This window comes from Paraburkholderia sp. MM5496-R1 (assembly GCF_050436205.1).
Classification (GTDB): domain Bacteria; phylum Pseudomonadota; class Gammaproteobacteria; order Burkholderiales; family Burkholderiaceae; genus Paraburkholderia; species Paraburkholderia tuberum.
In genome coordinates this window covers 63799-84385 of record NZ_JBNDLT010000001.1, presented here as the reverse complement: position 1 = coordinate 84385, position 20587 = coordinate 63799, and the positions used below count along the sequence as shown (strand labels likewise).

15 protein-coding genes and 1 pseudogene are annotated in these 20587 nt (G+C 63.4%); 1 reads left to right on the top strand and 15 read right to left on the bottom strand.

What is annotated here, in order from left to right; genetic code table 11:
• Positions 1 to 45 precede the first annotated feature (45 nt).
• The 14 genes and pseudogenes from OKW38_RS00405 to OKW38_RS00340 form a co-directional block, all read right to left on the bottom strand.
• Positions 46 to 993 carry a VOC family protein gene (locus tag OKW38_RS00405; protein ID WP_429353436.1) on the bottom strand — a complete coding sequence of 316 codons (948 nt, stop codon included), beginning with the start codon at positions 991 to 993 and terminating at the stop codon, positions 46 to 48.
• Between the two features lie 45 nt (positions 994 to 1038).
• The gene (locus tag OKW38_RS00400; RefSeq protein WP_429359477.1) at positions 1039 to 1893 is read right to left on the bottom strand and encodes a fumarylacetoacetate hydrolase family protein; all 855 of its coding nucleotides are present in this window, start codon (positions 1891 to 1893) and stop codon (positions 1039 to 1041) included.
• A gap of 231 nt (positions 1894 to 2124) precedes the next feature.
• Positions 2125 to 2833 (bottom strand): annotated as a pseudogene (locus OKW38_RS00395) (dienelactone hydrolase family protein).
• A 181-nt stretch (positions 2834 to 3014) separates the two neighbouring features.
• Positions 3015 to 3467 carry a nuclear transport factor 2 family protein gene (locus tag OKW38_RS00390; protein WP_429359476.1) on the bottom strand — a complete coding sequence of 151 codons (453 nt, stop codon included), beginning with the start codon at positions 3465 to 3467 and terminating at the stop codon, positions 3015 to 3017.
• A gap of 56 nt (positions 3468 to 3523) precedes the next feature.
• A complete protein-coding gene (locus tag OKW38_RS00385) occupies positions 3524 to 4963 on the bottom strand; it encodes an aldehyde dehydrogenase (RefSeq protein ID WP_429359475.1) in 1440 nt (479 codons plus the stop codon).
• 50 nt (positions 4964 to 5013) lie between these two features.
• Positions 5014 to 6642: a bifunctional 3-(3-hydroxy-phenyl)propionate/3-hydroxycinnamic acid hydroxylase gene (locus OKW38_RS00380; RefSeq protein ID WP_429359474.1), complete on the bottom strand. Its 1629-nt coding sequence runs from the start codon at positions 6640 to 6642 to the stop codon at positions 5014 to 5016.
• Positions 6643 to 6736: 94 nt separating this feature from the next.
• A complete protein-coding gene (locus OKW38_RS00375; protein WP_429359472.1) occupies positions 6737 to 7828 on the bottom strand; it encodes an alkene reductase in 1092 nt (363 codons plus the stop codon).
• A gap of 229 nt (positions 7829 to 8057) precedes the next feature.
• Positions 8058 to 9590 carry a carotenoid oxygenase family protein gene (locus OKW38_RS00370; RefSeq protein WP_429359470.1) on the bottom strand — a complete coding sequence of 511 codons (1533 nt, stop codon included), beginning with the start codon at positions 9588 to 9590 and terminating at the stop codon, positions 8058 to 8060.
• Positions 9591 to 9618: 28 nt separating this feature from the next.
• Positions 9619 to 10122, bottom strand: coding sequence for an FAD-dependent monooxygenase (locus OKW38_RS00365; RefSeq protein WP_429359468.1), 504 nt, complete (start codon positions 10120 to 10122; stop codon positions 9619 to 9621).
• Positions 10123 to 11187: 1065 nt separating this feature from the next.
• Complete coding sequence (locus OKW38_RS00360) at positions 11188 to 11811, bottom strand: TetR/AcrR family transcriptional regulator (protein ID WP_187619115.1); 624 nt, start codon at positions 11809 to 11811, stop codon at positions 11188 to 11190.
• An 876-nt stretch (positions 11812 to 12687) separates the two neighbouring features.
• A complete protein-coding gene (locus OKW38_RS00355) occupies positions 12688 to 14268 on the bottom strand; it encodes an integrase catalytic domain-containing protein (RefSeq protein ID WP_429359467.1) in 1581 nt (526 codons plus the stop codon).
• 508 nt (positions 14269 to 14776) lie between these two features.
• Entirely contained in the window at positions 14777 to 16027 is a 1251-nt protein-coding gene (gene ltrA, locus OKW38_RS00350; RefSeq protein WP_429359465.1) for a group II intron reverse transcriptase/maturase, read from the bottom strand.
• Between the two features lie 517 nt (positions 16028 to 16544).
• Entirely contained in the window at positions 16545 to 17330 is a 786-nt protein-coding gene (locus OKW38_RS00345; protein WP_429359464.1) for an SDR family oxidoreductase, read from the bottom strand.
• Between the two features lie 84 nt (positions 17331 to 17414).
• Entirely contained in the window at positions 17415 to 18164 is a 750-nt protein-coding gene (locus OKW38_RS00340; protein WP_429359462.1) for an SDR family oxidoreductase, read from the bottom strand.
• A gap of 95 nt (positions 18165 to 18259) precedes the next feature.
• Here OKW38_RS00340 and OKW38_RS00335 point away from each other — a divergent pair, with 95 nt between their 5' ends.
• A complete protein-coding gene (locus OKW38_RS00335) occupies positions 18260 to 19177 on the top strand; it encodes an AraC family transcriptional regulator (protein ID WP_429359460.1) in 918 nt (305 codons plus the stop codon).
• 327 nt (positions 19178 to 19504) lie between these two features.
• Here the strand turns inward: OKW38_RS00335 and OKW38_RS00330 are convergent, their stop codons facing one another.
• Positions 19505 to 20137, bottom strand: coding sequence for a class I SAM-dependent methyltransferase (locus tag OKW38_RS00330; protein ID WP_187630453.1), 633 nt, complete (start codon positions 20135 to 20137; stop codon positions 19505 to 19507).
• Positions 20138 to 20587: the final 450 nt, after the last annotated feature.

Below are 20587 nucleotides of genomic sequence, written 5' to 3'. Positions count from 1 at the left end.
GGGCTCTTCCGCACGAACCCGCGGCGCTTCATTTGCTGCGCTTTACTACCGGGTAAGCACTGGATTGGGAGCCCGGATGCCCTCCTCAGCGGCTCGCAACCGCATTGCCAACAGTCGCGCGCGCTGTTCCGGTGCGATTGTGTACAGCCGATCATGTCCCCAGGAGCTTGGACCAGCAACGGTCTCCTGCGGCTGCCAGGTAGCGGGATCAATGACCAGTCCTCCCCACCCGTATTCCACGAAAAAGTCCGACGGCGTGTTCACATAGAACGACATCACCTGATCGTTCAGGTGCCGTCCCATCGTGTAGGCCACGAGTCCGCTCTCCTGCTGTGCAAGGTCGTAGGCTTGCCCCACGTCGTCCAGGCTGCATAGCTCGAGCATGAAGTGGTGAAAACCTTTTCTGCCGGATCCGACCATGGCAAGACTGTGATGACGTCCATTCAGATGGAAGAAGTACAGTTTGTATGGTGATAGACCGTAGTCGGTAATGCGAAACCCGAGTACATCGCGGTAAAAAGGCAGCAGCGAGTCAACATCGTCGACGTGCAGCACGACGTGGCCCATACCAAGAGGCCCTGTTCGGAATCCTGACAATGGTCGTCCGGGCACGAATGGCTCATCAGCCATAGCCGGCCTCCAGAACGCCTCAAGGCGATTGCCTCCCGGATCTGTGAAGACAATCAGCCTTTCGACATGCCGTTCCCCACATAGGGCACGGTCACCCCATTCGACGTTTATGTTCCTGGAGTCGAGGCGGGTTGCGAGCGATTCGAGGTCGGCAGCGTGCGCCACCTCCCAACCGATAAAGCCAAGCTCGTCATGCGTGCTTTCCGTGAGAATGACACGCTGCGTCTGGTCGTCCATCCGGAACAGCCGCGTCCCACCTCCCTTGTCAACTTCCTGCAGACCTAATATCCGGGTGGCCAGTCCTCTCCATTGCTCGATCTTTGACGAGCGCAATCCGACGTATCCTAGGGATGTAAGTTCCATGTTTTTTCCAGCAGAGGGGACAAGGTGGCAGGACGGATGGAACGATTATCTGGGCTCGTCTCTCACGACGTTTCGCAATACCCCGACACCTGAAATCTCCACTTCGGCTACATCTCCTGGCTTCATCCAGAGGGGTGGTGAGCGCTTAGCGCCGACGCCCCCCGGCGTTCCGGTCACCAATACGTCGCCTGGAGTAAGCGGCAATATGGTGGAGCAGTACGCGATCAGAGACGGAATATCGGTGATCATCAAATCCGTTCTTGTCTGCTGGACGACAGCGCCATTGAGGCGGGTAGTTAGCGTCAAATCAGTCGGGTCGGGTATTTCGTCCGCTGTTACAAGCCAGGGGCCAAAGGCTCCTGTGCCGGCGAATGTCTTGCCTGGAAGGAATTGGCTTGTGTGACTCTGCCAGTCACGAACGCTTCCATCGTTGTAGCAGCTATAGCCTGCGACGTGAGACAGTGCGTCAGCGCTTGAGATATGCCTCCCTCCTTTCCCGATCACCACGGCAAGCTCGCCTTCGTAGTCGAAACGTTCAGAGACTTTCGGACGGATCAGAGCTTCACCGTGCGCAACCTGACTTCCCGGCCACCGCGCGAACAGAACTGGGTGCTCTGTTTGAGCCCTGCCTGTCTCTGCCACATGATCGCGGTAATTGAGTCCAACGCAGATGATCTTGTCGGGATTGGGAATTACCGGCGCAAGCGTCAGGTCCGCCAGTAAAAAGTCCGGTTCGCTTTGAGCGACAATTCGCTCGATTTCCTTGAGCGCTACGCCTGCGAGCGCATCACGTAGTGTCGGGGCGAGTTCGCCGTATCGCTTGCCCAGGTCAACTACCCCTTCGCCTCGTACTGCGCCATACCCGGGAACGTTGCCCTTAGTAAACGATATAAGTTTCATCTGGATTCCTACCTTTTTCAAAAAGACGTGCTATTAAGAACGACTGGACGATTGACCCGTCGAGCTAAGGCTGCCCGTCAGAGAACCCGGCCAACGACCGGGAGCTGCTGCAGACTGCAACGCGCTGCGCGGGTGCCCGCAGCACGCGCTCTATCGGGAAGACCACGTCGCGGCCATCGAGTCATGGATCTGCAACGCGCGCGCGACTGGTACAACCTGGGCGCCCATCGCTCACCCGAGGTGGTGGCCGAAGAAGCGCAGGGTGCGGTCCCAGGCCATCTGCGCCCACGCGGCGTCGTACTGCGCGATCGCGTCCCGCCCGGGACCCTGCGCTGTCTCGTTCGCGAAGCCGTGCTGCGCGAGGTAGCGGTGGCCGGTGTAGGCGACCTTTGCTGCCCGGAGCTTCTGCTCGAGCGCGTCGACGCCAGCGATCGCGAACGCGCCGTCCTGCGTCGCCCAGTGCGCGAGCAGGGGCGCGTGGATACTCGACGCCGTTGACCAGTTCGAGCGGCGGGTAGCCGTACCAGACGACGCCGGCGTCAGCCTCCGGCGCCATCGACAGCGCGAGCACAGTCAGCCCACCTCCCATGCAATATCCGGTGACCCCGACCTTTGCGCTGCCCGTGGCCTTCAGGTACTGCAATGCACCGCGCACATCCTGCGCCGCGGCGTCGCTGAAGTTCAGCCCCGACATCAGGTGGTGCGCCTCCTCCACCTCGACAGTCGACTTGCCGCGATACAGGTCGGGGACCAGCGCGCGGTAGCCGGCGGCGGCGAGCCTGTCGGCAACGCCGCGGATCTGACGGTTCAGCCCCCACCATTCCTGGATGACGACGACAGCGGGCGCGCCAGCGGCGGCTTCGGGTTCGGCGAGGTAGCCCTGGACGGTCTCGCCGTCGGGGCGCTTGAACTCGATCGTCGTTCGCATTCGGGTCTCCATTTGATTCACTATCTATTTCGATTCTGTTCGTCGTCCGAAGGGGCTTACCGAGATGTGGTTAGCCGGACGAGGTCGACCCCTGATGGGGAAGCGCGGCCCCTTCGCAACGTGTTTTCCATCGCTTATCGAGGGGAAGCGCTCCTGCTCCCGTGCTCCCAGACGAAGCATCGCCAGTTGGCGACTAGTGACTTTCGCGCGTCCTGAACTGATGCCACTGTGCGGAGTCGGTGACCTGCTGCAGCGCCGCCACCCGAGCGCCTCGCACGGTGAAGATGTGGGCGAATGCCGCGTACACCGGCGCGGCGCCCTCGCGGGCCTCGCCCACGTAGCGGCCGAGCACCAGCACCCGATCGTCGTCAAACGGAATGAATTCGGTCACTTCCCCTGTCATATTGAACAGGGTCCAGATGCGACCCCAGATCTCGGTGACCGCCTTTTCGTTGCCCTGATAGACGCCGCCAAGGCCGTGCGGCAGCCCTTCGGTGGCCGTGCCGACAAAGTCCTCGGTGAGTACCGGCAAGACCTTGGACGTATCGTGGGTGGCCGCAGCGCCATAGAAGCGCTGGACTACAGCGACGTTGTGCTCGTGCCCTGCCAGTCGCTCCGGCGCGTTGCGGTTCATGATTTCAGACATCGTTGTGCTCCTTTCCGTTTCTGTGATTGAAGGTTTTTAATCATCCGGCAGCCATATCAAGCGCCGACATACATGGAGGTCAGGTACTCGTACGCGGACATCGCTTCCGGCCCAAATTCCCGGCCTTGGCCGCTAGCCTTGATGCCGCCGAACGGCGAGCCGATAGCCAATGGATAACCGTTGATGCCGACAGTGCCAGTGCGCACGCGGCGCGCGACATGCTTGGCACGCTCAACATCGGCGCTGAAGACAGTGCCGCCGAGACCGTAGATCGAGTCGTTGGCGATGCGCACCGCGTCGTCCTCGTCGTTGTAGGGAATCACCGCCAGCACGGGGCCGAAGATCTCCTCGCGTGCGATTGTGGCGGTGTTGTCGACGTCGGCGAACACGGTCGGCTGTACGAACCAGCCGCGATCCAGTCCCGCTGGTCGGCCTCCGCCCGCGACGAGCCGACCCTCAAGACGGCCGCGCGCGATGAAGCCCTCCACACGTTCGCGGTGTTCGGCGGTGGCCATCGGGCCGATCTGCGTCGTCCGCTCGAGCGCTGGACCGACCGTCTGCGACGCGGCCATCGTCGCCACCGCATCAACCACCTGCTTGTAGCGGCTGCGCGGCGCAAGCACACGGCTGCACGCAACGCAGGTTTGGCCCTGGTTCATCATCGTGATGAACTGCAGGTTCGGCATGATCGTGTCGAGGTCGGCATCGTCGAGCACGATTGCCGCCGACTTGCCGCCCAGCTCCAGGCTCACGGGGCGAAGCATCTCCGCGCAAACGCGGCTGACCTCGCGCCCCGCGGCGGTCGATCCGGTGAACGCCACCTTGTCGATACCCGGATGGCAGACCAGGTACCCGCCGACCGTGCGATCCCCCGGTACCCAGTTAATGACCCCGGGCGGCAGTCCGGCCTCCAGCGCAGCCTCGGCAAGCAGGTAGCTGTCTAGCGCTGTGTTCGGCGACGGTTTGACTACCAGCGTGCAACCCGCGGCCAACGCCGGTGCGATCTTGCTGATGGCCAGCACGACCGGATAGTTCCACGGCACGATGGCCGCACAGACGCCGATCGGATTGCGCCGAACGATGGTCTCGCGGCCCAGTTGCGACGGCCGCGTCTCCTCGATCTCACGACGGGCCGCCAGGTCGGCGTAGTAGCGCAGCATGCCGATCGCGAAACCGCCCTCGAAGGCCTCTGCGAGGTTTATTGGCATGCCGTTTTGCCTGCTCACGGTCGTTGCCAGGTCTGCGGCTCGCGCCTGCAACGCATCGGCGAAGCGGTGCATCGCCGCCGCGCGCACGGCCGGGGTGGTGGTGGCCCAGCCGGAGTGGTCGAAGGCTTGACGAGCCGCCTCGACCGCACGATCGATGTCGGAGGGCGTCGCCTCGGGGATGCTGCCGAGCGGCAGTTGCGTCGACGCGTCGACCAGGTCGATGCGCTTGCTCGAGGCCGGTGCGCGCCACTCTCCGCCGATGAAGAAGGCGGTGTGATTGGTAGTCATGGGCTTGTCTCCCGTCGCGATGATTGTTTGGGTTTGCTGCGCCGACCGTCTCAGTTCAAATCAACAGCTGCGACTGACGGGTGAGTACGGCCGGTCGCCGCAGCCTTTGGCGCCTCCGCGGCTGGCCGGGGGATCTGCGCGAGAAAGTCATCGATCAGCGCACGGACGTCATCCTCGTCGGCGGCCACGCCGAACAGGTAATGGTCCGGGCGCGCCAGCAGCGTGGTCGCGCCCGCGCTCGCCCAGAAATTCCGGTAGGTGCCGTCCAGGTCGACCAGATCGGCGCTATCGTCGTCGGCCACGCGCAGCACGTGAATGCCAAGTTCGCCGAGTCGGGTCAGCCGCTCCCGGCCGAGCACGCCGGCGAGCGGCAGCGAACTGAGCAGCTGCCCGCCATACCCGATGACGTCGTCCAGCCGACCCTCGCCCTGCTCCCGACGGACCACGCCTTGCGGTGCCAACTGCCCGGCGTGCGATGCCAGCGCGCCTGCGGGGTCGCGGCGCAGTACGCCGGCAGTCAGGCCTTCGATGGGCGGAAATTTGATGAGCCCGGCGCGGGTCGCGGCGTCGCGCTCCGCGGCCTTCTGCGGGTCGAGTTCGTTGACGTACTGGAACGTCGCCAACGAGCCGTGGACGAAGAACGCCGAGTGCGGCAGGCGCTCGGGCTCGTACGTGTCCATCAGCGACTCGTCGGCCGCGCCGCTGAGCACGAGCCGGAGCTTCCAGGCGAGGTTAGCGGCATCGCGCATCGCGCAACACGCGCCCTGCCCCATGTATGGGGTCATCGCGTGTGCGGCGTCCCCGCCGATGAACACGCGGCCGACCCGGAAGGAGCGCGCCAGCTGCGAGCGGAACCGGTAGGCGATCCGGCGCGTCAACCGCACGTCCGCCGGGGTGAGGCCGAATCGCTCCTCAATGAACGCGTAGCCATGCTCTTCGGACAACAACTCATCGAGGTCCTCCTCCGGCAGCACCCGCACGTCGGTGCGACAGCGGTTGGCGCCGTTCGGGCCTGCGTAGAAGGGGCGGACCGGGTCCATCCGGAAGTGGCTTCGCGTGGCGATCTCCGGCAGCGGTCGCAGCGCGTCGAAGTCGGTCATGACCCAGCGCTCGTCGTGCTGGTGGATCACGTCGAGCTCGATGCCGACCGCCTCACGGACGAAGCTGCTGGCGCCGTCGAAGCCGAGCAGGTAGCGGGCCGACACGATCTCCGTGCGGGGCGGCGCACCGTCCCGCGCGGCCATCTCGATGGTGACGCGGACTCCACCGTCGCGCTGCTCAATGGCCGTGGCCCGACTGCCCCACCGAACCTCCACCGACGGACACGCGGCGATCCGCCGCTCCATCGCGGCCTCGATGTTGGGCTGGTGCAGCGAGTAGTGCGATGGGTGACCGCCGATCGTGTAGTCCCAGTCGATCGGCGGCACCGGCTCTCCGTCGGCGCCGAACAGCAGGATGTTCGGCGCCTTGATGGCGTCCTGCATCGCCTCGACCGGATTGGCCGCATGCTGCAATACCCTGGCGATTTCCCCGTCCAGCGTGCTCATGCGGGGCTGGCCATAGGGCGCGAGCGCCTTGTCGATCACCAGCACCCGGTGCCCGGCCTGCCCAATAAGCGAAGCGGCGACCTCCCCGCCCGGCCCAAACCCCACGATGACCACCTCCACATCGAGTGTCATTTCGCTCTCCTTAGGTGTTGTCATGCTGACTCGCCTCCTCACGTTGTTGTGCTACCGCCGGCCGGATGCGGGCCGCAGCCCGCGACGAGTTGGCTTACGCCGCGTTGCCCGCATCGGCGCGCGGGTAGTCGGTGTAGCCCTTCGCCCCGGGCGTATAGAAGGTGGAAGGATCCGGGTCGTTAAGCTTGATGCCGGCCTTCATGCGCTCGATCAGGTCCGGATTTGCCAGCCAGGCGCGGCCGAAGGCCACCAGGTCGCCGCGGCCCTCGCGCAGCGCCTTCTCCGCGCTGTCGCGATCGAAGAACCCGCCCGAGGCGATGAACGTGCCGCCGAAGGCCGCGCGCAGGCCGGTCTTGAACGCTGCCGGCACTTCCGGCGCGCCCATCGCCGAATGGTCGACCAGGTGCAGGTACGCCAGCTTCAGCGCGCCCAGTTCACGCGCCAGCGTCAGGTACTGCTCATCCAGGCCGTTGAACGCGCCGGTGTTATTGAATACGCCATACGGCGACAAGCGGATGCCGACGCGCGCGGCGCCGATCTCGGCCGCCGTGGCGCGCGCCACTTCGAGCACAAAACGGTTGCGGTTCCCGGCTGAGCCGCCGTAGGCGTCGATGCGGGTGTTGACATTGGCGTTCAGGAACTGGTCCAGCAGGTAGCCGTTGGCCGCATGCAGCTCGATGCCGTCGAAGCCCGCTTCGAGCGCCAGCCTGGCCGCGTTCACGTACTCGCTCACGGCGTGGGCGAGGTCCGCCTCGGTCATCGCGCGCGGCGTGCTGTGCGGCTGCATGCCGTGCGCGTCGGTGTAGATCTCGCCCTCGAGCGCCAGGGCGACCGGGCCGACCACCTCGGCGCCGGCGGGCAGGTTGGCCACGTGTGATACGCGGCCGGCGTGCATCAGTTGCACGAAGATCTTGGCGCCCTGCGCGTGCACGCCGTCCGTGACCTTGTGCCAGCCGGCGACGTGAGCTGCATTGAACAGACCCGGCATGCGCGGATAGCCGAGGCCGTTGGGCGAAGGCGACGTGCCCTCGGCAATGATCAGGCCGGCGCCGGCGCGCTGCGTGTAGTACTCGGCCGCCAGATCATTGGGCGTGTTCGCGTCGACCGCGCGGTTGCGCGTCAGCGGCGCCATCACGACACGGTTCTTCAGGGACAGCGAGGGACTGGTGAAGGGTTCGAATAACATTGGTTTCGTTCCTGCGTTGGGTTAGAGCGAAGCGTGTTGCCGTGCTCCGCTTCGTTGGGAATGCCGCCCGTGGTCTGCGCTTCGTTGTCGTGCGCTGTCCAGCACCGATAGCGCCAGTTCGACGGCGTGCTGCAGGTGCGCTTTGCCGGACGGGTGCACCCGCTAATAGTCAGGCCGGCGGTCACGGCCAGGCAGCCCTGCGTCACGGCCTGACCCGGGCTAGTGCTGCTTATCGGGAAGCCTTTGTCAGTTCCGCGTCGTCGAGCCAGAGGGTGTGCACCCCGGTCGGCAGGCGCATCGGCAGGCTCACCGTGGCGACGGGACCGGCGGCAAGGTCGGCGGTGTCGACGATGACAAGGTCGTTCAGCATGGTGTTCCAGCGGTCAACGAGCATGATCAGCCAGCCGTCGCCTTCGGGAGCATCGGGGCCGCGCGGGATGAAGAGCGGCTCCTGAATGCTTGACTGCCGGCCGGGAACGAACCGCGACACCACACGGTTTTCGACGAAGTCGTAGCGGATGACGGCATTCAGGCCCATCGCCCTCAGATTGCTATCGGAGCTGTCCAGGTCGAGCTCGCCGTCGTGCGGATGGACAATGGCGGCAAAGCCAACACGGTGGCGGGTGGTCTGTTTCCGGGGGTCGACACTCGGGTAATCGGCGTAGTTGTTGTCGAGGATGTGTTCCTGGAAGCCGGCGTCGGGATTGTTGTAGTCCAGTGTCCAGCGGGTGATACGGGTGACGGTCTTTGGGGGGTCGATCGGCTTGCCGTACGTGTCGGGGTAGAAGCACGGGGCGCTGATCGCCTCGCCCACGCACGCGTCGATCGTGATCGCCGTGCCGTCGTTACTGGAATTGAAGAAGTGGTAGGCCCAGCGCGGGGGGCCGGTGAACCAGCGCACGTCGGCAGCCGTCCCTCGGCGTGGCATGACGCCCAGATAGGTGTTGCATTTCGGGTCCCACCGCCAATGCTGGCCGCCCGCCTTTAGCCGGTCGAGGTCGGCAGTGGCAGGGAACACTGTGAAGATCACGTAGTCGTCGCTGACCACAAAGTCATGCATGAACCCAACGTACGGGGCCTCCAGCCAGGCTTCGTGGGTGATCTCGCCGTCCGGGCCGGCGATGTAGTAGGCGATGTCGCGGGTGGCCAGTCCTTTAGCCTCGTAGCCGAAGAAGAACATTTCACCGGTTCGCTGGTCGACTTTCGGGTGCGCAGTGAACGTCTTGCTTGTCAGCTTGCCGTTGAAGGCCCATTCGCCCTGTGTCTCCAGGGTGACCGGATCGACGGCGACCGGGCGTGCGTCCTCCTTGAGGGTTAGCAGCTTGCCACCACTAAAGACGAACGCCGTGTTGGCATTGCCGCGGTTGACCCCGGCCACCGACGGGTCGTCGGTGAACGGGTTCCGGTAGGCGCCAAACAGCGCGCGGCGTGCGCTCCGCTCCGCGCGCAGCTTTTCCGTCATTACGTAGCGGCTGCGGTAGTCGACGTGGCCGTCCGCGATGGTGAACATCCGGATCATGCCGTCGCCGTTGAAGAAGACGTCGTCGCCGAGGCGGGGCGAGAACTGCGTGTCGGCCGCCATCGTGTAGAAGCGACCGTTCAGCTCACGCGGGACGGAGCCCTGCACTACCTCGAGGTCGAAGATGTCGCCCTCGATCCGCGTCGGACGGATCCAGCCCTGAAACCTCGGCACGTCCGGGAACGGCAGCCCTGGTCGGTGTGTAACGGGAAAGACGGCTGCTTGCTCGACATTGGTGGACATGGGATCTCCTTTGCTTGAATTAGCTCTGTCAGTGGAAACAACTGCTGCTGGATGGACGATGAAGTTGACGGCGCGTGCGAGCCGGCATGAATGCGTCCGTTCTGCGCCGAGCCGGCTGCCTGGGCTCGTACGTGCCTATCAGCCACCCGTCAGCGGTGCCGCACGGCAATAGCGGTAGATTCCAGGCGCGGTTAGCCGCGTCGCGCATTGCGTGACCCCCACCCTGGCCCATGTATGGCGGTATCGCGCGTGCGGCGTGCCCGCCAATGAACGGACGGGGCTCGGCCCAGCCGTCCGTACTGCTCAGGCGCCTCGTTGTCCGGCCATCGCCCGGCACGTCGCGCACCAGGACGCGCAAGCGCGAAGCAGGCGTCGGCTCACTGCATTGGGGGTGGTAAGCGCCCAACGAACACCTCGCGCCGACATGCAGCTGCACCGCCGGTGAACTCTCGCGCGCAGCGCAGAGACGAATCAGCGGTGCTCCTGGCCGCAGTGGGCAGGTGACGTGAGTCGGAGTTTCGATCGTGCTCATGGGAGGTCGGGCTGACGTCACGTCGCTGCCTGTGGTATTGACGTTTAAGATCACTGTTGAACACTAGTGTACACGGCGAGCTAGTAATGTTCATCATCGATTACCCTTGGTTCCCTCGCTGTCACACCGTTTTCTCATTAGTGAACGAGTTGGTGGCTCTCGAGGCGCCGGCTCGACGAACTTGTCAGAGCGAGCGCTCCCCCGGCTGCGAAAGGGCAACCAGACGGCCCCGCTAAAGTTCGTCGGCAAGGATGGATATCGCGCGGGTGAGGGTCGGGTAAAGGAAACCGAGGCACCGGCAGTCGCCCGCCCCGTACCTGGTCGCGCTCAAGGTCGCGATACGCTTGTGGCCGCAAGCGGCGTGGAAACCTTAGGCAATTAGCCGAAGGCTTTGCGGTAGCCAGCGGCCGACGAAGCCGGTGGCAATAATGGATAACGGCGAACGCGGTGCAGGCGTGCGCATCGACATGGCGCGGCAGGTCGTGCGCACTGACGTTTATTGGGATCGCCGTGCCGGAGCCCGTTTTTACGCTGATCGTCCGGTCACATTGTTGTAGCTCGCATAGTCGTAACCGCCGCGGCCGTTGATCGTGTCGTTCGGGAAATGGCCGCGGGAACCGCCCGTAGTCCCCGGTCCATGCTTGCGGGTCTGCAGAACAGACGCGATCCCTGGTACGCCGCACCACGGGGCGCGCGGACGCAGCCTAGGCTGGGTACCGGTTCGCCTGCCCGATCACCCGCAGCACGGGTCAATTGAGCGACACCGCGCTGCCGGAAGCTCAGTTCATAAGGTCCCGCCTGGGATGGCGGGCATGCTGGTGCAGTCGTTCTGGACCGCGGACGCCGTGCCCTGCTGACCGACGTTCGACGCCAGAGTCGTCTCGACAGGGGCAGCTCCGACGGATCAAGCGCCTGGACGTCGCCGAGGATTCTAATGACTGAACGTCAAAGCGGAAGTGGACCGGGATGTCCGGCGGAAGATGCAGTTTCTGACGCTGATGTTTCGCGGGGCGCACAAGGACGGGCACTTTGTTCACTGGCGCAAAGAAAAACGAACACGGTGCGTTACGCGCATTCGGGCAGAGGCGGCAATTCGGCCGCCGCGTAGCGTCGGGCAGCGGCGACCTCCACGCCGAGACCGCGCAGGACCAGCTCTGCGGTATCAGAACCAGCGTCGCGCCACGTGCGATGGCCGTCGAGGACGAGAACGATCGAGGCGAACACGGCGCCAGCGACCAGGGCGATTGCCGAATGCAGTTGGTCTGGCCGGAAGTCATACCGATGCTGCTCCAGCCCATCGTCGAGCACGTCCCGTATCGTCGGTCCGGTCCACATGGTCTGCGTCTGTAGTGCGCCGCGACTGAAGGCGAAGCGGCTCAGGAAGCGGCCCCATTGCGGCTCTTCGTGGGCGCGACGGATGAAGTAACGGATACCGTTTGCCAGTCGCTGTACCGGGTCCGGGACATCCGCGAAGCTTGCAACGACCCGCACGTGCATTTCTTCCGCCATCCGGGTGGCGACGGTTTCGAACAGCGCCTGGGGCGACGGAACATGGTTATAGACGGTCCCTCGTGCGATTCCGGCCGCCTGGGCCAGCTCACTGATAGTTACCTGAGTCTCGCCCTTCTCGGCGAAAAGCTCGAATGCGGCCCGATGAATACGTGCAACGAGCTGAGAATTTTGTTCCATAGATGCACCGTTGGTATCGTGTGCATATTTGAACACAATTGTCCGCAGGTGCGCAGGATTTGCGCGCGTCGGGAAAATGGATGTCCACCGTGAGCGCAAAAATCCTGCGTGGTCTTGTCAGCCGGGTGTCGGCGCTGTCGCGATTTGAAGAATTCGCCCGAGGCGATGAACGCGCTGCCGAAGGCCGCGTGCAGCGGGTCTTGAACGCTGTCGACCCTTGCGCATGCCCATCGCCGAATTGGTCGACCCGGTGCGTCAGCTCCAGCGCGCCCGCTCGCGCGCCAGCGTCAGGCACTGCTCTTTCGCGCCGTCGAACGCGCCGGTGCGGTTGACTCCATTCCGACATCATGCGCCGTCAAACTTCGCCGTAATCTCGACCAATCGGTCAACAAAAACTTAAGAAAGAGCGCGCCGCAGCACGCTCGTTTGTCTGCGTTGGACTCCGACGAATCGGCGCCGCCAAACAAATGCGTTTTCGAGTGCCGCTCGCCGATGTCCGGTACTGGGTTGATCGTCAAATAACAGCCATTTCTCGAACGCCCCACGGAAGTGTCGCGCCATGACCTCAAAGAGCAAGGCGGGCGAAGAGTCCCCTGAACCAGCGATGTCCGGCATCCTTTTCAGCCATGGGCCCCCAAGCCAGAGCAATGTCAAACGGCGGGAGGGCCGGCCCTACGACATGCAGGTGGCATTGAGTCTGCAGCCGCTCCAGCATGCGTGTTGGTACCAGTGCCACCGCGTCAGTTTGCAACAGCAATTGCGGCAACACGCAAACTGCTCCACATACAACACGGCACTCTGGCCCGTCAGCTGCCCGTCCTGCGGCCGGTCGCTCCGGACTGTGGGGCGACAATGATTTCGTCCGGTCGTGTTGCCTCATGGGATGATGTTACTCCCGGGTGATTGTCGCTCTTGATTGTTTTGCGGTGAAGGCTGGTGCTGCGTAGCGGCACCAGCCTTCACCGCGTCCGCACCACCGAGGATCATCGTCACCAGTTCTCTCGCGCGGTTCGAGCGCCATGCCTTCACGCGGCGCTGCAGGGTGCGCAACTGGGCACTGGAGTACATCGCGGGAGCCATGGCGACGACACTTTCATGCAGCTTTCTGGCCGTAATACCGGGCTCGTTTTCAAGCCATTGCTGTATGGTCGACCATGTATGCTCGAACGGATCTTCGCGGCTGCGCCAGGTGTGTGCGACGCGCGCCTTTCGGGGATGCGTCGCTCGAACCTCTCCGTCGTGCCATGCTGTTCCAAGACTCGCCAGGAAGTCAGCGAGGGGAATCGGACCAGCCGTTTGTGTTTCTGCCGGCGCCGTGCCGGATGCACTGCATTGCGCGACGTGCTGCTGTGCTTCGCGCATGCGGCGCGACAGATCGAGTGGATCGAGCGCGCGGAACCGCGCACGCAACCGCCGTTTGATCGGCTCGGGTATCGACGGCGATCGCAGAACCCGCTCGAGGGGCGTCAGAGGCGCTTCGTAGTGCTTCGTCACCCGTGCACCGTGGCGTGTTTTCGATTTCAGCTTGAATGACGGCTGGAAGAAGTTGATGTACAGCCGCGACACCTCGTAGAGGGACGCGAGGGTTCCGGTAGCGGCAAGTCCACGCAACCGGCCATACCCTACAAGACGGCGCACGACTGATCCATTCTTCTGCTCGACCCAGGCCTGGTCGTTTTTCTTGTAGGCACGTGAACGTGTCAGCTCGATACCCGTCGCCTTGCAGAAGTCGAATACGGCCTCGTTCATGAAGGCGGTATCGTTATCGCAATCCAGACCGCGTAGCGGAAACGGCAGCGCACGGCTCACCCGCTCAATGTGTTGAAGAACGAGTGCACCGCTGCGATACGGCATCGCCAGGCATTCGGTCCAGCCGGTCGCAACGTCTGTCATCGCAAAGCTGTGCACGAAGTCACCGTCGATCCTGGTGCCACCGCAATGCTCGACGAAATCCACCTCGAGATAGCCGGGTAGCGGATCTTTCCAGTCGGAGAAGGTCCGGATCGGCACCGCACGGCGAATCGCATTGCCGACTCCGCCGGCGCGCCGGCGCTGGCCGGCGAAGGCCTGCTCCCGGACCTCGCGCAGCAGCCGGTCGATGGTGGCGGCGCTGATCTGGTTCAGCCGTTGGCGCAGCTGCTTCGATAGCGTCAGATGGCCGTGCCGGGTCATCGAATCGATCAGCGCGGGGATGAGCGCTTTCAGTCGTTTGCCGCAGATCCGGTCGGCAGCCTCCCACAGCGTGATCAGCGCAGCCTGCACCTGGTCGTCGTAGCGTCGCTGCGGCCCGGGCTTCGCTTCTGAAGGCTGAGCCTCCCGGCACAGCACACGGATAGCGTGCTTGCGATGATAACCGCTCACCTCAACAAACTCGTCGAGTATCTCGCGCTTCTCGTTCCGGTCGGAACGGCGGTACCGCTCACCGACTGCCTCAGTCAATTCCCGTCGTGTTGTCATGCTGAGCCGCCTCGTCATAAGTCGCTCCCGCCAGCATTCTGACGGGTAGCAAATTACATGAGGCAACAGCCGCTGCTTGGTAGCAAAAATCCTGAGTCAATGCGCCGGACTTCCTGCTTGACACTCTCCACCATCACAGCGAACACGCATCGATTTACATAAAACCTGGTCTCGTACGGCCGTCTCGGGCGGCGAAAATCGACCCTGAGCCGCCGCTCGAACTCGCGCGACAGCAACGGCTGGCTCCGAGGTGCAACTGCCGGTCGCCTCATCGAATTTGCCGAGTGGCCGGTCAGCCGGCATCAATCCGATGAAAGCAAAACACAACGCAGTGACCGATTGTTTAGGCGAACGGGCCGATTTGCATCCGCCCCGGCCCAATCCATCGATCCCTTCGATCGCGCGCCCGCGACTCCCTCACCACGGGATCGGGTGAGTAGGCCGCAGGAATCTCACCTCCAGCCTCTCGCAGAACGGTGCGTGAGCCTCTCGACTCACACCGCTCCCATCAAGCGAACGCACCTGTCATCCCCCGTTGCCAGTGTACGAACAGTCGCGGTTGCCGCTTCGCAATGCCTTCGACGAAGAGAGCTGCCCGCGTTCTGTGTCCTTTCAGACGCTTATACTTCCGCATTGCCCAAGCGATCAACGTCCTGTTGAAGTGTCTGAGCACCGGATACATCGCTGACGGACTGAATTTCCCGTAATAGCTCAACCAGCCTCGCAGGACTGGGTTGTGCATACGGGCGATGTCAGCCACGCTGAGATATGTCCGGGTTTGGAAGCGTGCCTCGCGAGTCGTCTGCCGCATGGACTTTAGGGCCGCCGCACTGACGGCTGGCGTGAAGTTCACAAATATGCTGTTGCGTTTGCGATTCCTCACGATTCGCCGTCGAAAGCAGTATCCGAGAAAGTCAAACTGCGTGTTCGGATACCGCCCTTTGCGACTGCCATCCTTGCAGTAGACGATTTTGGTCTTGTCCGGATGCATTTCCAGATGGCACTCCGCCAACCTTGCCTGAAGCGCCGCCTTGACGGCTTGCGCTTCCTGCTCAGTCCGGCAGTGAACCAGTCCATCATCCGCATACCGGCACCAGGGAAGATCAGGAAACGTCCGGCCCATCCAGACATCGATCGTGTAGTGCAGGAACAGATTTGATAGCACTGGGCTGACGACCCCGCCCTGCGGTGTCCCCCGGGTGCGTTCCACCCGGGTTCCGTCCGACAGTTGCAGCGGGGCCTTCAGCCACCGGTCGATGTACAGCATGGCCCAGTCGCTCTTCACATGCCTTCTAAGAGCGCGCTGTAACAGGTCATGGTCGATGTTGTCAAACAGGCCTTTGATATCAAACTCAAGAACCCAGTCATATTTCCAGCACCGCTCCCGGGTTACCCCGACAGCATCCAGCGCCGATTTCCCGGGCCGGTAGCCATATGAGTCCGGCAGGAAGATCGATTCGATCTCCGGTTCAATGACCTGCTTGACCACCATCTGTGCCACACGATCCGATACAGTTGGCACCCCTAGAATTCTCTCCCCGCCATTCTTTTTCGGAATGGCGACCGCTTTGACCGGATCGGGGAAGTAGCTACCCGAGGACATCCGATTCCAAACCTTGTACAGATTGCCTTTCAGGTCCGCCTCGAAGTCCGCGAGCGACTGTTGATCCACCCCAGCCGATCCCGCATTGGCTTTAACCGCCTTGAAAGCCTCGTACACCAGCCACTTGTCAATGACAAACGGTTTTGTCGTGCTCATGAGTTTCCTCCTGTTGCCAGTTGAACCCCAAGCACGACTGCCTGACCCAACCCCTTTGCTCCAGCCGCATTACCAGCCTTCATCGCTCGTACGGGTTGGTCCGTCCCAGTGCTCCGCATCGGTACTCTCGCCTCGTGGCTTCTACCACTTGAGCTTCTCCCTTCACATCGGAACGACTGGTTCCCGCAGTTCCACACAAGAGCCTGGATCAGCTTCACGCCCCCTCTACGCCGGCCGCCGCCTGCCCAGTAATCAGGTTTCCGGCAGGCTTGTCCCAGAAGATAGAAACGCCCCTGGTTTTGACGACAAGTCTCTGGATTACGACGCGTGATCGGAAGGTTCACTTTCGTTCGTCTCTCTGATCCATACCTGCCCGAGGTATATCCTCAGCGCTTTGACCCCAACGCTCACCACCACGGCTCTTTACCGCAGCAGCTTGGGGTGGTTTGAAGCCCGCGCCTGAACGCCGACTCCGAGGGGCCTGCCCTCATCTCTCATGCAGCTTGTACACAGTCCATCAGTTCATACCGAACCTCTTTCCTGTGTGCTGCGGCACACTTTCATTCTCCCAGCGCGTGAATGTCCCTGTGGGGCTCTCCGAGCCCAGCAGCGCGACGCGCACCGCTTCGCGAGCGCCTTCCTCGACGGTCTCGGTGCCCGCATATCCATTGAGGTTCGTCCTGGTAAAGCCCGGGGAGACAGCGTTGACCCTGATCCCGTCCACCTCCAGCTCGATCGCCATGGCGACTGTCAAGGCGTTGAGAGCCGTTTTGGACGCCGGATAGACGGGGCCGAAAATCGCACGGTACGCGAAGGCCGGGTCCGAGTTCGTCGTTAGCGACCCAACGCCGCTCGACACGTTGACGATGCGGGCGCCCGGCGTCGCGCGCAGAAGCGGCAGCATCGCCTGATAAACGGCGAGCACGCCGAACACGTTGGTGTCCCACACCGCGCGCATCTCATCGAGGGACACGTTGCTTGGGCGGGTCGTCTTCGCGTACTCCTCGACGGACTGACCGGACCGCTTTTTCGTGTTCGAAATCGCGGCGTTCTGGATGAGCACGTCGAGGCGGCCGAACTCGTTGCGTACGCGCTCCGCCGCGGCTATGACCGAAGCCTGATCCGTCACGTCGAGTTGGAGCGCGTGCCCGTCCGGCCCCACCTCCTTGGCCGCAGCCTCGCCGCGCTCGAGATTGCGCGACCCGACCAGCACAGTGAAGCCGTGCACCGCGAGATCCCTGGCGATCTGAAGGCCTATGCCTCGATTAGCCCCGGTGATCAGGGCAACGGGTTTGTCCTGCATGGCAATCTCCTTGCGGTGTTGCGCTGTAGCGCGCAAAAGCCAGTTCCGTTTTTCAGTTCAGCTCAGGGCGATGCCACTGGCTGGTTAGTGAGCCTCGGCAGCCCAGGCTTCGGCGTCGGCGCCGGCCGGGATGCGCATCGGCGCTGACGGATCGGTCGTCGCGCGCCACACCGCTTCGGCGACGTCCTGCGCCCGGGTGACCGGGGCAGACGTATCCCCCAGCCGCGCGAAGACCGCCTTGACGAGATCGGCATAGGCATCGTGATCGAGGCCGTGCATGTGGGCGCGCGCGTTGTCTCCGAAGCGGGTGTCGGGCGCACGTCCCGGCAGCACCAGGCGCGCCCGGATGCCGAACTGTTCGAGCTCCAGCACCATCGACTCGGTGAACGCATTCACCGCCGCCTTGCTTGCACGGTACGCGGCAATCAGGGGCAGGGCCTTCAGCGTCACGCTCGACGTGACGTTCACGATCACGCCGGCCCTGCGCTGGCGAAACTGGGGCAGCACCGCTTGCGTCAATGCGATCGTGCCGAAGGTATTGGTTTCGAAAATTTCGCGTACCGTTGCGATCGGGACGAACTCGGCTGGGGACGCCGCGCCGAACCCCGCGTTATTGACGAGCACGTCGATCGGGCCGGCGGCCGCGACAGTCTCGCGAATGCTCTCCGGATTCGTGACGTCGAGCGCCAGCACGCGCAGGTGGTCTGAAGGCTGCAGCACGTCGGCACGCGGCGTGCGCATCGTGGCGATGACCTGCCAGTCGCGCGCCAGGAAGTAGCGGGCGATCTCGAGACCGAATCCGGAAGAGCAGCCGGTGATCAGTACTGTTTTCATGGAGACTCCTGTGGGGGTTCGAGTCCATAAGGTAGATCGCCAGAGTCGTACTTGCTACAATCAATCATCCGAATTTCATTTGCAGGAGTCCGGCGATGATCGACCCGTTGGCGGAAGTCGTGACGCTGCTGCAGCCGGGTGCCCGGTTCTCCAAGCTCGTCCAAGGCGCTAGTCCCTGGCGCGTCAGCCGCTCGGACGCCGGCCAGCCGTTCTATTGCGTGATCCTCGAAGGCGGGTGCCGCATCGCGATCGACGGACATGAGCCCATCGAGCTCCTGTCGGGTGACTTTGTCCTGATTCCCGCGGCCTACGGCATCGCGATGTCGAGCATCGAACCGCCACCACCGGGTGTCGAGACGCTGACGCCCATCGCGCTGGGCAACGGTGAATTCAGAATCGGCGACCCCGGTAGCCCCATCGACGCGCGCATGGTGGCCGGCTACTGCAGCTTCGGCTCACCGGATGCGTCCCTGCTGGTTTCGCTGCTACCGCAGTTCGTGCATGTCCGCGGAGAACAGCGGTTGGCCACGCTCGTGCAACTGGTGCGAGAGGAAACACGCGAGCAGCGGCCTGCGCGCGAGGTCGTGCTCTCACGACTGCTGGAAGTGCTGCTCATCGAAGCGCTGCGGTCCGCGGCACAGACCAAAGCGTCGCCGGGCCTGGTGCGCGGGCTTTCCGACGGCCGCCTCGCGGCCGCGATCCGCAGGATGCACGAACGTCCGACGCGCGCGTGGACCGTTGCTGAGCTCGCCAAGGAGGCCGCGCTCTCGCGCTCGACCTTTTTCGAGCGCTTCAGCCGCACGGTCGGCATCGCGCCGATGGAATATCTGCTCACCTGGCGCATGGCACTCGCGAAGGACCTGCTGCGTCGCAATGAAGGCCGCATCGCTGAGATTGCGCAGCGCGTCGGCTACAGTTCAGCCAGCACCTTCAGCGTCGCCTTCACGCGGCACGTCGGTCGGCCGCCCACGCAGTATGCGCGCGAGGAGCAGGCGGTCGCGAACGGCGCATGAGGCGGCTCAAATAGGCTGTTCTCAGATCTGGACGCGCGTCCCTATTCGATCCGCACCCACCAAGAATGTCCGCTATCGAGACCGCTACAGCCCATCGAATGACTGCCGTCTACGGCCGATGGGCGACCGCAGCTGGCCGCCCTCTGCCTGCCGCGGTCGACGACAGGCGTCCCCGCTTCTGCCGATTGTCTGAGATCCACGACTGGCCGTATCTCTGCGCGATGGACACTGTTGCAAATCGGCTGCTTTGCGCTGCATCAGAGCGGCTTGAACGCAAGCATCTGCCAAGCCCAGCGCGGCCATACTGTGGAACAGCCCCTTGGCGTTTCAGGCAACCGGCTTGCGCCACACGCTGGCTAGCCACGGCTGCCGCTCACGCGGCAAGCCGGCGGGCCGGTAATAGTGCTCAATTTCGACGAAGCCTGCGTCCGCCATATATCGGCGCCATGCTTCGAAATCATGGAAGACGCCGTAGCGGCCGTGGCTCCAGCCTTCCTGATTCGTGCCGCGCGGGTTGGAGCTGAACAGCACGCCGCCGGGCTTCAGCGTCGCGTGCAATTGCCGCAACACGCGCGGCAACGCCTGACTCGGGACATGGAACAGCGCGGCGTTGGCGAAAATGCCGTCAAAGTGCGCGGCCGGCAAATCGAGATGCAGGAAATCCTGCTGCCAGACGTCGCAGCCAGTCGCGTCACGCGCCATCGCAACGAAGCGCTCGGCGCCATCGAGGCCGACCGCGCAATGGCCGAGTGTAGTGAAGGCCTTGAGATCTCGCCCCGGCCCGCAGCCGAAATCCAGGATCGTAAGAGGCGGCTCGACTTCGATATGGTGCAGGAGCGCCGCGATGTTCTGCGTGACGTCGTGGTCGTACGTGCCGTTGCGGAAATCTTCCGCGTGCGCGTCGTAGTGCTGCAACGTGACGGCACTGATTTTATCGAGGTCGCGGGGGTCGAGTTCCATGCGGAAAGTATATCTCGGGGCATTTCCCGCACAACTACGTCGTACTTCTGGTGTCATCGGTCGTGGTCGGTTGCGTGCCGAACAGGATGAACAACGCGATTCGGTGTGCGCAAGTGATTCCTCTTGGGCTTCCGAGGAAAGCGCACGGTATCAGGCGAACGGCTGGAGATGGCCGTACTTTGCCGATCGTCGTGCGATCGACCCGTGCGTGCCACGAGCGGCAGCACGCGACCCGGAGCGGCCGGTCGCTCTGTCAATGGTTCAACGGCAGGTAACGGAGTGGTCCGGCCATCGAAACCGGCTTCTCGGGGACAGCAGTTCTTGAGGTTTGTTCGATGCCTGCCCATGTCCGTGGACTCGGGGTGCGCGCCGGCGCGTGCGGGCAGGCGTTGAATAAACCTGAAGGGAGGAAACCGCGGAGTGCTCTGATGCAATGGAGTCTTCGGGGCT